Consider the following 12668-nt stretch of genomic DNA (forward strand, 5'->3'; position numbering starts at 1 on the left):
TTAATGATCGAGATACAGGTAATGCACCCAACTGGTCATGCGCAACAAGACTTTGCGCATGACGGACACATGTTCGAAGTGGTCAGAATAAACCGCGACCTGCGCGTAGATCCCATCAGGTAACGCGCTAACCTCCGCATTATCATTCAGCTCAATCGTGGCGATCACCCCTTCCGAACCGGGCGTAGAATTTAAGGATTGCAGCGCTCCATTCGACTGGTATGTCCCGCCCGGCACTGCCGGACTAATTGCAGCCAGTTTACCGCTGAATACCTTACCCGGCAGCGCGTTAAATACCACTTCCGCTTCATCGCCAGGTTCCAGACGCAGCAGCGAGTTCTGACGGAACTGGGCGATAATTTGCCTTTTTTGATCCGGGATGAATACCATCACCGGACGCATCGGCAGCGCGGCGGCATAGGTTCCCGGGCGCATCAGCACCTGCGTCACATAGCCATCGCTGGGCGCGCGAACCACCGTCTGGTCCAGGTTGAACTCCGCTTCGGCTAACTGCGCTTTCAGGCTGGCAATTTGCGAATTCTCGCCCAGTATCAGGCTGTCTAACTGACTCTGGATTTGCTGCTGCTCCGCGACGGAGGATTTCACCGACGCTTCCTGCGCCAGATAGTTTTGCCGCGCCGCATCGATATCGCGTTCAGAAAAAGGATTCACCTTCGCCTGACTACCCTGTGCATAGCGCTGGTAATCTTTTGCCAGTTTGTCACGCGTGGCCTTTGCCCGCTGCGTGTTGGCTATCATTTCGTCTAACTGCGCAACCAGAGCCTGCTCTTTATGCTGTGCGGTGACAATATCAGCTTTCAGGCGATCGACCCGTGCCTGATAACGCCCTGGATTAAGCTTAAACAGAACCTCGCCTTTTTTGATTAGCGTATTCTTCTTATCCGTCACTTCTGTCACTACACCCGTTACCTGCGGCACCACGGGAATAGAAATTACCGCCTTTTGTGCTTTAAAGGTATACGGATGGTTATAATTCATCAGTAATATAAGCCCGCAAACAATGAATATACCGCCTAATGCTGCGGTAGGAACTGTCCATTTATTTACAGGAATTTTAAAAATTTTAAAAATTGACCATGCACACGCCACATAGGTCAGAACAATTAGTAAATCCATCGATATTACTCCGCCGGAGAGGTCTTGGCCTCACCCAGTTTCTTTTCCAGATCCGCAACCCTTGCCTGAAGCTGGATCAGGGAAGAATCCGCGCTCTGCATACCCCATCCGCGCTCCGGACGATAAAGCGTTGCCCAGATCCATAAAAAGGGCCAAATAACATGTAAGGTAAACAAACTAACCCAACCCGCAACATGTATTGCGTCGGCATGAGGATGGTTACGTTTCTTTGCAATTAGATAGGGAATATCATGCAGAATAATAATCCCGTAAAAAATGACCAGGAATACAAAAATAAGCACTCCTAATGCAAAATAATTAAGGAACATATTTGCCTCAGGGATTTAAATTAAGGAATTCAGATACAATTTGATTTAAACAATAGAGTTGATAATAGTATTGGAATGACCAGACTGGATGCAATTTTCTTATTTATATAACGATATATGGGTTTCTATATAACTGCAGAATAAAGATATGCCCGGTGCAAAACCGGGCAATCAGTGACGTGAAATTAAAACAGCCCCAGTGGTTTATCAGAGTAGCTCACCAACAGGCACTTGGTTTGCTGATAATGTTCAAGCATCATCTTATGCGTCTCGCGCCCGATGCCCGACTGCTTATAGCCACCAAACGCCGCATGTGCCGGATACGCATGGTAACAGTTGGTCCAAACTCGCCCCGCCTGAATCCCACGTCCCATTTTGTACGCCAGATTTCCATTACGACTCCAGACGCCAGCGCCAAGCCCATATTGGGTGTCATTAGCGATTTCCAGCGCCTCTTCCATGGTTTTAAACGTTGTGACAGCCAGCACCGGCCCGAAGATCTCCTCCTGGAAAACCCGCATGTTGTTCTTACCAAACAGAATGGTTGGTTCGAGGTAGTACCCCTCTTTTAACTCGCCATCCAGCTGCTTGCGCCGCCCGCCGGTGAGAACATCTGCTCCTTCTTTCTTACCAATGTCGATGTAATTCAGAATAGTTTCCAGTTGACCATGCGACACCTGCGCGCCCATTTGCGTCACGCTGTCTAACGGGTTGCCGCTACGGATACTTTCCACCCGACGAATGGCTCTTTCCATAAAACGTTCATAAATGGATTCCTGAACCAGCGCACGACTCGGACAGGTACACACTTCGCCCTGGTTGAAGGCAAACAATGCAAAACCTTCCAGCGCTTTGTCAAAGAACGCATCTTCTTCATCCATCACGTCCGCGAAGAAGATATTGGGTGATTTCCCGCCCAGTTCCAGCGTGACAGGAATAATGTTCTGCGTGGCGTACTGCATGATCTGCTGCCCAACTTCCGTTGAGCCGGTAAACGCCACTTTCGCAATACGTTTTGACGTCGCCAGATACTCACCGATCTCCCCACCCGCGCCGTTTACCACGTTCACCACGCCAGGCGGGAGCAGATCGCCGATGACTTCCATCAGCAACAGCACGGACAGCGGCGTCAGGCGCGCGGGTTTAAGCACCACGCAGTTACCCGCCGCCAGCGCGGGTGCCATCTTCCAGCTGGCCATCAGCAGCGGGAAGTTCCACGGGATAATTTGCCCTACCACGCCAAGAGGTTCATGGAAGTGATAAGCCACGGTTTCGCTATCAACCTCGCTGATTCCCCCTTCCTGCGCACGAATACAGGAGGCAAAATAGCGGAAATGGTCAATTGCCAGCGGCACATCTGCCGCGCTGGTTTCGCGGATGGGTTTACCGTTATCCCAGGTTTCAGCCGTTGCCAGCAGCTCCAGATTTTGCTCCATACGATCGGCAATTTTGAACAAAATCGCCGCCCTGTCCTGCACGGAAGTCTGCGCCCATTTATCTTTTACTTTATGCGCGGCATCCAGTGCCAGATCGATGTCCTTTTTGCCGGAAGAGGCCACTTCGCACAGTAATTGCCCGGTTACCGGCGTCAGGTTTTGGTAATACTCGCCGTCCACCGGGGCGACCCAGTCACCACCGATAAAGTTATCGTATCGGGCTTTTAACTTCAGGGGGTAACCATACTCGCCGGGGTAAATACGCGTTGAAGGGGGGTTATTGGTCATGACCGTCTCCTTGCTGTAGGGGTACTACAAGGGTAGACGGGACTGGCGAATTATTCGCCAGCCTTTTACTGCTTTACGACAGGTATCACGAATTACATGGCAGCACGATAAATCGCCATGATTTCTTCATGTGTCGCCTGAATAGGGTTAGTGAAACCACAGGCATCTTTCAGGGCATTAGTCGCCAGAACGGCAAAATCTTCTTCCTTCACGTTCAGCTCACTCAGACCGGCCGGTATATTCACTTTCTGCGCCAGTTCGCGGATCGCTGCGATGCAGGCTTCTGCCCCTTGCTCTTCGTTGAGATCAGCAACGTTCACACCCATTGCCGAGGCGCAATCGCGCAGGCGGGCGGCAGCAACTTTACTATTAAATACCTGTACATGCGGCAGCAGTACGGCATTACATACTCCGTGTGGCAGATCGTAGAAGCCACCCAGTTGGTGCGCCATTGCATGCACGTAGCCAAGAGAGGCATTGTTAAAGGCCATACCTGCGAGGAACTGCGCATAGGCCATGGCTTCGCGCGCCTGAGCATTACTGCCCTCTTCAACGGCGACCGGCAGGTTTTGCGCAATCATGGTGACCGCTTTCAGCGCACATGCATCGGTAATTGGCGTGGCAGCAATCGACACGTAGGCTTCGATAGCGTGGGTTAACGCATCCATACCGGTAGCCGCCGTCAGAGACTTCGGCATGCCGACCATCAGCGAGGAGTCGTTAACCGACAGCAGCGGCGTAACGTGCTTATCCACAATCGCCATTTTAATGTGGCGTACTTCATCGGTGATGATGCAGAAGCGGGTCATTTCAGATGCCGTACCCGCCGTGGTGTTGATGGCAATCATCGGCAGCTGCGGTTTTGCAGAACGGTCTACACCTTCGTAATCGCGAATATCGCCACCGTTAGCCGCCACCAGCGCAATACCTTTTGCACAATCGTGTGGAGAACCGCCACCGAGAGAAATAACGCTATCACAGTCGTTTTCAGTCAACATTTGCAGGCCAGCGGCAACGTTGCTGGTCGTGGGATTAGGATGCGTACCGTCGTAAATTACGCTGAAAATATCACGTTCCTGTAATGCTTTTTGAATCTCGCCAGCCATACCTAATTTCGTTAGCATGGCATCCGTGACAATCAGCGTACGGCGAAAACCATATTCCGCCATTGTATTCATTGCGTCTTTTAATGAATCAGCGCCGATTACATTCACGGAGGGAATAAAAAATGTTGAAGCAGCCATTGTACGATCCTTAATTACTCTAAAAGAGTCAGGAAGCATACGAGTGAAATATCCAACAGAATATGATCATGGTTGTTATTTTAATAACAACCAAAATTAAAAAGCACATTAGGTTCATAATCTAATGTGCTTATTTCAATCAATATCTATTTTGTATTAATTCATTTAATTCCTGAATTAATTGTTTCATTACTTTTCGGGGAACAGCAATGCATCGCGTAATAAATGATCATTTCCCCGACGGCGAGTAAAACCAATGCGGTCAAAATATTCCAGAATCTGAATAGCCAATTTGCGCCCGATGTTAAGCCTGTCGCGAAAATCAGCGGCACATGTCGATCCCCTTTCCTGATCCAGTTCGCGGATCATATTGGCAAAGGCCACTATCCGATCGTTACGGTAATAACGATCTTTCACGATCGCGGTGATGATGCCTTGCTGCGCCGCTTGTCGTAACACCACACGCATCATTTGCTCATCCGTGCCCGTCTGTTTTGCCAGGTCGCGCACCCACCACGGCTCATCGCCAAAAAGCGGTTCTGCTTTTTGCCAGATAGCCTGCTGCTCATCGCTGAAACCGGCCTTGTGATCGGGCAAATGCAGCCAGCCATGATGACTATGGATGACGCCGCTCTCGCGCATCTTTTCAATCAGCAGCAGAACCAGCGCTTCATCTTCCATCGGCAAAGCCATCCGGCGCAGGCGTTCGCGCCCAGGTCCAGGCTCATCGCGGTGCTGGTCGTGGTAAGTCGCCAGCGTATCGAGGATTTTGCGCTGCCAGCGCGCTGCAACAGTGGCATCCAACAGACTGTATCCCGCCTGAATAAAACCATGCTGCTCGATCAACGGACGCATGCCGTTACCGTTGAGCTGACGCGCCCAGGCGAAGTCGGGAATATTTACCGCTCCACGCGTCAGGTGCAGCGCCAGAGCGTCACCATCACTCTGTGCGTTTTCCAACGCCGACAGCCACTGCAAATATTCCGGCTTACGCTTCCCGCGACGCGGCGGATTGAGCGTGACCACGCGCGCACCGGCCAGCGTCGTGCGAGCCGAAATATCACGCAGCACCAGACGGTCGTTATCGGCGAGCCAGAGTGGTGTATCAAACACTAGTTCCGCCAGCGTCCCTTTGAGCAGGGAAATACGCCCGGTGACGTGGCTGGCCGCGTGGTGAATATGCAACGGTTGCCACTGCATCAGCGGCGCGGCATGTTCTAAAGAAACAATCACGCGGGTAAACGCCTCTGGCGGCGCATCAGCAAGCAGCCAGTCGCCGCGGTTAAGTTCTTCTTTTTGCGCATCACCGGCAATATTTAGCGCAATACGTTGTCCCGCCTGCGCGCGATCGGTGGCCTGATTTTGTGCATGCAGGCTACGTACGCGCATCGGTTTGTTGACGCCCGTGAGCCACAGTGTGTCACCGACATTCACTTCACCGCTGAGCGCCGTCCCGGTCACCACCAGTCCCGCGCCTTTGACCGTAAAGGCACGGTCAATCGCCAGGCGGAAGCTGTGATCGCGGGCATGCTCACGCGACGTTAATTGCAGCAAATGTTCGCGCAGTTCCTCGATGCCACGGCCTTCACTGGCGGCAGTGACGAAAAGCACCGACTCCGCGAAACCATAATTCCCCAGCGTGGCCTGAATCTCCGCACGCACCTCTTCAATTCTTGCTTCGTCCACGCGGTCGGCTTTCGTAAGTGCCACGGTGATCTGCGGATTACCCGTCAGTTGCAGAATTTGCAAGTGCTCACGCGTTTGCGCCATCACGCCGTCATCACACGCCACCACCAGCAGTGCGTGATCAATCCCGCCAACACCCGCCAGCATGTTAGACAGAAACTTTTCGTGTCCGGGTACATCGATAAATCCCAGTATCCGCCCGTCCGGCTGCGGCCAGTAGGCATAGCCGAGATCGATGGTCATGCCGCGCTTTTTTTCTTCCGGCAGACGGTCGGCATTCACGCCGGTAATCGCCTGTAATAACGTTGTTTTTCCGTGGTCAACGTGTCCGGCGGTTGCAATAATCATTTCAGCATCATCTCCATAAACCGGGTCTCGTCTTCAAGGCAGCGCAGATCCAGCCACATGCGGCCATCATAAATCCGGCCAATGATCGGCACGGGCAGTGCACGCCAACGGGCGGCCAGTGCCTCGAGGCGGCTACCGCGCCCGTCATGGGGGGTAAAGGTTAATGCCGCGCTGGGCAGCCTATCAACCGGTAGCGAGCCGCTGCCAATTTGCGACAGGCAAGGCATGACGTTCAGAGCGAATTCGTCACCGTAATGCTCGGTAAGCCGTGCCTGTAAGTGTTGGGCCTGCGCGTGGACAGCCTCCTGCGAGCGAGTGAGCTGGCGTAACGTCGGCAACTTCTGCGCCAGCGCTTCCGGGTGCAGGTAGAGCCGCAGCGTCGCTTCCAGCGCAGCCAGTGTCATTTTATCAGCCCGTAATGCGCGTTTCAGCGGATGGCTCTGTAAGCGAGCGATCATCTCTTTTTTACCGACGATAATCCCGGCCTGCGGCCCACCCAGTAATTTATCGCCAGAGAAGCTCACCAGACTGACGCCAGCGGCAATCAGCTGTTGCGGCATCGGCTCCTGCGGTAATCCATACTGGCTGAGATCGACCAGTGAGCCGCTGCCGAGATCCGCCACTACCGGCACATCCAGTTCCTTGCCAATAGCGGCCAGCTCAGCCTCATCCACCGACTTCGTAAAGCCTTCAATGCTGTAATTACTGGTATGGACTTTCATCAGCAGAGCGGTATTTTCATTCACCGCCTGACGGTAATCTTTCGCATGGGTCCGGTTGGTGGTACCGACTTCGCGCAGAACACATCCGGCCTGGCACATCACGTCCGGAATACGAAACGCGCCGCCAATTTCCACCAGCTCACCGCGCGAAACGACCACCTCTTTGCCGTTGGCCGTGGCGGCCAGCATCAGTAAAACCGCTGCCGCATTGTTATTGACGATACAGGCGTCCTCCGCTCCCGTCAGACGGCAGAGTAAATCCGCCAGCGCCCGATCCCGATGTCCACGTCCGGCATCATCCAGGCTATATTCCAGCGTCACTGGCGTGCGCATTGCTTGCACCACCGCCTCGATCGCTTCTTCGGCCTGCGACGCTCGCCCAAGGTTGGTATGCAGCACCGTTCCGGTCAGGTTAATCACCGGACGCAGCGCGCTTTGCGATTCTCGTTCCAGCCGGGCGCTGGCTTCTTGCGCCCAGTCCTCACACCATGCCGGGAGCGCGTGCGTGTCGCGAATCGCATCTCTGGCTTCGTCAAGCATATGACGCAGCAGGTCAACCACCCGGGTATGACCGTGAGATTCACGTAAGGCTGGGAAGGCGCTATCGCGCAATAAACGATCGATAGCGGGAAGCTGGCTGTAGAGTGAACGCATGTCGGTTGTCATGAAAGGGCCTGGCTGTTGGTGGCCCTCTCCACCGCGGAGAGGGCTATCGATATAGGAAGGATTGTACCGTGACTTTGCTCAGGCAGGTATTATCTGCATCAAGCCTTTGGCGGTTCTGTGCGGGCAAAACTTTCGCGTTGAAAAAGCGTTTCCACCAGTTTGACCAGACGTGGGCGGTCCACACACCAGCCGGGCGCGACCCGACGGAAATTGAGATAACCGACGGCACAGGCAATCGCGATGGTAGCCAGGTTAACCGTATCCGTTTTCAGCGTACCGTCCGCCAGATAGCCTTCCAGCATATCCAGACTGCGGGTGATCTTCTCCCGCTGGCGTAACAGTTCAGTTTCTGACTGCTGCGCGGCGGGGCGAGCCTGCTCGCGCACCGAGACTAATCCCGCATCCATAATACCGTCGGCCAACGCTTCCAGTTGACGAACTTTGAGTGCCGCTAACGGTTCACCCGGTAGCATGGCTGGCGCAATATCCAGCAGCTCGATGTATTCTGCGATGATCGGAGAGTCAAACCAGTACTCACCCTCATCGGTGACCAACGCGGGTACTTTTCCTAGCGGGTTATAACGCGCCACGCCGCTATCCGCGCTATAGGGAAGTTCATTAACAAATTCGAAGGTGATGCCCTTTTCCAGTAACAGAATAGAAATTTTACGCACAAAAGGGCTGGTATAGCTGCCAATGAGTTTCATGCCGGGTCCTTTTTGCCAACAAAAATATCAGTATGGCTCAGGTCACCGTAAATGGCAGGTGATGACGGTCTCAATGATCCAAATAAAGGTAATGCATCCAGCTGGTCATGCGCAGCAGCACTTTACGCATCACTGAAACGTGAGCGAAATGGTCGGAATAGACCGCCACCTGAGCATAGATACCGTCCGGCAGCGCATCCACATCGGCATTAGGATCCAACTCAATCGTAGCCAGCACGCCATCGGTACCCGGCACCACAGTTAAGGACTGTAATGCCCCCTGCGCCTGATAAGAACCGCCCGGCACAACCGGAAGAATGGAGGTCAACTTACCGGAGAAAACCTGACCAGGCAGCGCGTTGAAGACCACTTCCGCTTCATCACCCGGTTTAAGACGCAGCAACGAGTTCTGGCGGAATTGCGCCACAATTTGCCGTTTCTGTTCCGGAATAAATACCATCACCGGGCGCAGAGGTAGTGCGGCGGCGTAGGTCCCGGGCCGAATAAGCACCTGCGTAACATAGCCGTTGCTGGGGGCACGGACGATAGTCTGCTCAAGATTGTATTTGGCTTCAGCGAGCTGAGCGCGCAGAGACGCAACCTGAGATTGCTCCCCGTTGACCATACTGTCTAACTGACTCTGAATCTGCGTCTGTTCGGCAACGGAACCTTTTACCAGCGCGTCCTGTGCCAGATAGTTCTGCCGGGCGTTGTCGATATCGCTTTCAGAGAAGGGATTAACCTTCGCCTGGCTGCCCTTCAAATAGCGTTGATAATCTTTATACAGACGATCGCGTTCAGCGGAAACGCGGGTAGTGTTGGCGACGGCTTCAGAAAGTTGGGCTTTCAGATTGTCGATGTTGTGTGTGGCGGTAACAAGATCAGCCTGCAGTCTGTCAACACGTGCCTGATAGCGGCCTGGATCGAGTTTAAATAACACTTCGCCTTTTTTAATCAACTGATTATTTTTATCCGTTACCTCACTAACAATTCCTGTGACTTGCGGAGTGATCGGAATTGAAATAACCGCTTTTTGCGCCGTAAAGGTATACGGGTGGTTATAGTTCATTAATAAGATCAGTCCCGCAACAATGAATACCCCACCTAATGCAGCAGTAGCGAGCGTCCATTGGTTTACCGGAATACGGAATATTTTAAAGATGGCCCAGGCAAAGGCCACATAGGTCAGGACTATCAACAAATCCATGATTAAATCTCCGGAAAGGTGGAGTAATCTGTTTTCTTCTCCCCATCCAGTCTTTTTTCCAACTGGGTGATACGCGCTGCCAGTGCGGCAATCTCGGGGTCTGGGTCCTTTCCGTTCGACATGATGTGTGATTGCATGCCCCACCCCCGTTCAGGCTGGTAGAGCGTCGCCCAAATCCACAGGAACGGCCATATTGCATGGAGTGTAAACAGGCTAATCCAACCCGCCGTATGAATGGCATCAGCATGAGGATGGTTGCGTTTTTTAGCCATATTATAGGGAATATCGTGAATGGCGATGATTCCGTAAAACAGAACCAGAAAGACGAAGATCAGCACGCCCAGTGCGAAATAATTTAGAAACATACCTGCCTCGAATTCACGCTAATTAGAGTTTTTTTATGCCGGCAGCCGCATGCACCCAGGCTGATGTTTTGAACATAACTGCAGTTTGGGGTTTTCGCCATACCACAAAATAAATATTTTTTCTGGTGAGAAGTTGCTTTGTTTGCAATAAAAATATCGGGGGGTAGAACCTGCTGTAGATCACATCCGAGCAAATGCAGATGAAAATACTTTGCGATCTGCATCACAAAGATTCAACAAACAGCAAAGGATAAAATGTGAATCAGTTCACATTTACCCCCCATTTTTGGCGAATTCTGATCCAGTGATGTTTTTTTGTACCGATATTTTGTGATTAAGATCACATTAACTAACGCCATACACCCTATATTTACGTGACGAATATCACATAAAAGGTCGTCGACTGGACAGTTGAACGATTCAGTGCCAGATTTCGCAGTATCTACAGGGTCCGGCTACCTCCTGCCGCTACATTAACAAACCTCGGGCTTTCAGCCTGCGCGATAGCAAACATAAGAAGGGGTGTTTTTATGTCATCCGATATTAAGATCAAGGTGCAAAGCTTTGGTCGATTCCTCAGCAACATGGTGATGCCAAATATCGGCGCGTTTATCGCGTGGGGTATTATCACCGCATTATTCATTCCGACAGGGTGGTTGCCGAACGAAACGCTGGCGAAGCTTGTCGGTCCTATGATCACCTATCTGCTGCCGCTGCTGATCGGTTATACCGGTGGTAAGCTGGTTGGCGGCGAACGTGGCGGCGTGGTTGGTGCTATCACCACCATGGGCGTTATCGTCGGTGCAGATATGCCAATGTTCCTCGGCGCGATGATCGCAGGCCCGCTGGGCGGCTGGGCTATCAAACATTTCGACAACTGGGTAGACGGTAAGATCAAGTCCGGTTTTGAGATGCTGGTGAATAACTTCTCCGCAGGCATCATCGGGATGATCCTCGCCATTCTGGCATTCCTTGGCATTGGCCCATTGGTTGAAGCACTGTCCAAAATCCTGGCGGCAGGCGTTAACTTCATGGTTGTCCATGACATGCTGCCGTTGGCGTCTATCTTCGTTGAACCGGCGAAAATCCTGTTCCTCAACAACGCCATCAACCACGGTATTTTCTCACCGCTGGGTATTCAGCAGTCCCATGAGATGGGCAAATCCATCTTCTTCCTGATTGAAGCTAACCCGGGTCCGGGTATGGGCGTTCTGCTGGCATACATGTTCTTCGGTCGCGGCAGCGCTAAGCAGTCTGCGGGCGGCGCGGCAATCATTCACTTCCTGGGTGGTATCCACGAAATTTACTTCCCGTACGTGCTGATGAACCCACGTCTGATCCTGGCCGTTATCCTCGGCGGTATGACTGGCGTATTTACCCTGACTATCCTGAACGGCGGTCTGGTTTCTCCGGCCTCTCCGGGTTCTATCCTGGCCGTGCTGGCCATGACGCCGAAGGGCGCTTACTTCGCTAACATCGCTGCTATCTGTGCTGCTATGGCAGTCTCCTTTGTGGTTTCAGCCATTCTGCTGAAAACCAGCAAAGTGAAAGAAGATGATGACATTGATGCCGCAACCCGTCGTATGCACGACATGAAAGCGGAATCCAAAGGCGCATCTCCGCTGGCGGCTGGCGACGTGACCAACGACCTGAGCCATGTGCGTAAAATCATCGTTGCCTGCGATGCCGGCATGGGTTCCAGCGCCATGGGTGCGGGCGTACTGCGTAAGAAAGTACAGGATGCAGGTCTGTCTCAGATTTCCGTCACTAACAGCGCGATTAACAATCTGCCGCCGGATGTGGATCTGGTCATTACCCACCGTGACCTGACCGAACGCGCGATGCGCCAAGTGCCTCAGGCACAGCACATTTCACTGACCAACTTCCTCGACAGCGGCCTGTACTCCAACCTGACCGAACGTCTGGTCGCTGCACAGCGCCACAACGTGAACGAAGAGAAAGTCCGCGATCACCTGAAAGACAGCTTTGAAGAGGGTGATACCCACCTGTTCAAACTGGGTGCGGAGAATATCTTCCTCGGTCGTAAAGCCACTAACAAAGAGGAAGCAATTCGCTTTGCTGGTGAGCAACTGGTGAAAGGCGGTTACGTTGAGCCAGAATACGTCGAGGCGATGCTGGACCGCGAAAAACTGACTCCGACTTACCTCGGGGAGTCCATCGCAGTACCGCACGGAACGGTTGAAGCCAAAGACCGCGTGCTGAAAACCGGCGTGGTGTTCTGCCAGTATCCGGAAGGCGTTCGCTTCGGTGAAGAAGAAGACGATATTGCCCGCCTGGTGATTGGTATCGCAGCGCGTAACAACGAGCACATCCAGGTGATTACCAGCCTGACCAACGCGCTGGATGACGAATCCGTGATCGAACGTCTGGCCCATACCACCAGCGTGGATGAAGTTCTGGAGCTGCTGGCTGGTCGTAAGTAAACGTTATTGCCCGGTAGCGCTCACGCTTACCGGGCCTAAAAATCCTCTCCCTTGTGGAGAGGGTTAGGTTGAGGGAAAAGCCTCACCCC

Annotated in this window: 10 protein-coding genes; 1 reads left to right on the forward strand and 9 read right to left on the reverse strand. The window is 52.8% G+C overall.

Annotation, left to right across the window (positions count from 1 at the left end):
- The 9 genes from WC1_RS02145 to WC1_RS02105 all read right to left on the reverse strand — a co-directional run bounded on the left by WC1_RS02145 (position 1) and on the right by WC1_RS02105 (position 10135).
- Positions 1–1137, reverse strand: a complete 1137-nt coding sequence (locus WC1_RS02145) for an HlyD family secretion protein (protein ID WP_003024202.1) — start codon at positions 1135–1137, stop codon at positions 1–3.
- 5 nt (positions 1138–1142) lie between these two features.
- Positions 1143–1466, reverse strand: coding sequence for a DUF3302 domain-containing protein (locus tag WC1_RS02140; protein WP_003024200.1), 324 nt, complete (start codon positions 1464–1466; stop codon positions 1143–1145).
- A gap of 185 nt (positions 1467–1651) precedes the next feature.
- The gene (gene aldB / locus WC1_RS02135; protein WP_003837670.1) at positions 1652–3190 is read right to left on the reverse strand and encodes an aldehyde dehydrogenase AldB; all 1539 of its coding nucleotides are present in this window, start codon (positions 3188–3190) and stop codon (positions 1652–1654) included.
- Between the two features lie 92 nt (positions 3191–3282).
- A complete protein-coding gene (gene yiaY, locus WC1_RS02130; protein ID WP_016151158.1) occupies positions 3283–4434 on the reverse strand; it encodes an L-threonine dehydrogenase in 1152 nt (383 codons plus the stop codon).
- 189 nt (positions 4435–4623) lie between these two features.
- Complete coding sequence (gene selB, locus WC1_RS02125; RefSeq protein WP_016151159.1) at positions 4624–6468, reverse strand: selenocysteine-specific translation elongation factor; 1845 nt, start codon at positions 6466–6468, stop codon at positions 4624–4626.
- A complete protein-coding gene (gene selA, locus WC1_RS02120) occupies positions 6465–7856 on the reverse strand; it encodes an L-seryl-tRNA(Sec) selenium transferase (RefSeq protein WP_016151160.1) in 1392 nt (463 codons plus the stop codon). The genes selB and selA overlap by 4 nt, the downstream gene beginning before the upstream one ends.
- 98 nt (positions 7857–7954) lie before the next feature.
- Positions 7955–8563 (reverse strand): glutathione S-transferase, encoded by a 609-nt coding sequence (locus WC1_RS02115; protein ID WP_003024191.1) that lies wholly within the window; start codon positions 8561–8563, stop codon positions 7955–7957.
- A gap of 70 nt (positions 8564–8633) precedes the next feature.
- Positions 8634–9770, reverse strand: a complete 1137-nt coding sequence (locus WC1_RS02110; RefSeq protein WP_003024188.1) for an HlyD family secretion protein — start codon at positions 9768–9770, stop codon at positions 8634–8636.
- Positions 9771–9772: 2 nt separating this feature from the next.
- A complete protein-coding gene (locus tag WC1_RS02105) occupies positions 9773–10135 on the reverse strand; it encodes a DUF3302 domain-containing protein (RefSeq protein ID WP_003024186.1) in 363 nt (120 codons plus the stop codon).
- Positions 10136–10665: 530 nt separating this feature from the next.
- On the opposite strand from WC1_RS02105, the gene mtlA reads away from it, so the two are divergent.
- The gene (gene mtlA, locus WC1_RS02100) at positions 10666–12579 is read left to right on the forward strand and encodes a PTS mannitol transporter subunit IICBA (RefSeq protein WP_016151161.1); all 1914 of its coding nucleotides are present in this window, start codon (positions 10666–10668) and stop codon (positions 12577–12579) included.
- The last annotated feature ends 89 nt before the right edge of the window (positions 12580–12668 follow it).

It is taken from the genome of Citrobacter sp. KTE30, from assembly GCF_000398825.1.
GTDB classification, from domain to species: Bacteria; Pseudomonadota; Gammaproteobacteria; order Enterobacterales; family Enterobacteriaceae; genus Citrobacter; species Citrobacter freundii.

Excerpts from the sequence above, each read along its gene's own strand:
- WC1_RS02110 (WP_003024188.1), bottom strand. The coding sequence starts at position 9,770 with ATGGATTTGTTGATAGTCCTGACCTATGTGGCCTTTGCCTGGGCCATC.
- WC1_RS02145 (WP_003024202.1), bottom strand. The coding sequence starts at position 1,137 with ATGGATTTACTAATTGTTCTGACCTATGTGGCGTGTGCATGGTCAATT.
- selB (WP_016151159.1), bottom strand. The coding sequence starts at position 6,468 with ATGATTATTGCAACCGCCGGACACGTTGACCACGGAAAAACAACGTTA.
- mtlA (WP_016151161.1), top strand. The coding sequence starts at position 10,666 with ATGTCATCCGATATTAAGATCAAGGTGCAAAGCTTTGGTCGATTCCTC.
- yiaY (WP_016151158.1), bottom strand. The coding sequence starts at position 4,434 with ATGGCTGCTTCAACATTTTTTATTCCCTCCGTGAATGTAATCGGCGCT.
- WC1_RS02105 (WP_003024186.1), bottom strand. The coding sequence starts at position 10,135 with ATGTTTCTAAATTATTTCGCACTGGGCGTGCTGATCTTCGTCTTTCTG.
- aldB (WP_003837670.1), bottom strand. The coding sequence starts at position 3,190 with ATGACCAATAACCCCCCTTCAACGCGTATTTACCCCGGCGAGTATGGT.
- selA (WP_016151160.1), bottom strand. The coding sequence starts at position 7,856 with ATGACAACCGACATGCGTTCACTCTACAGCCAGCTTCCCGCTATCGAT.
- WC1_RS02115 (WP_003024191.1), bottom strand. The coding sequence starts at position 8,563 with ATGAAACTCATTGGCAGCTATACCAGCCCTTTTGTGCGTAAAATTTCT.
- WC1_RS02140 (WP_003024200.1), bottom strand. The coding sequence starts at position 1,466 with ATGTTCCTTAATTATTTTGCATTAGGAGTGCTTATTTTTGTATTCCTG.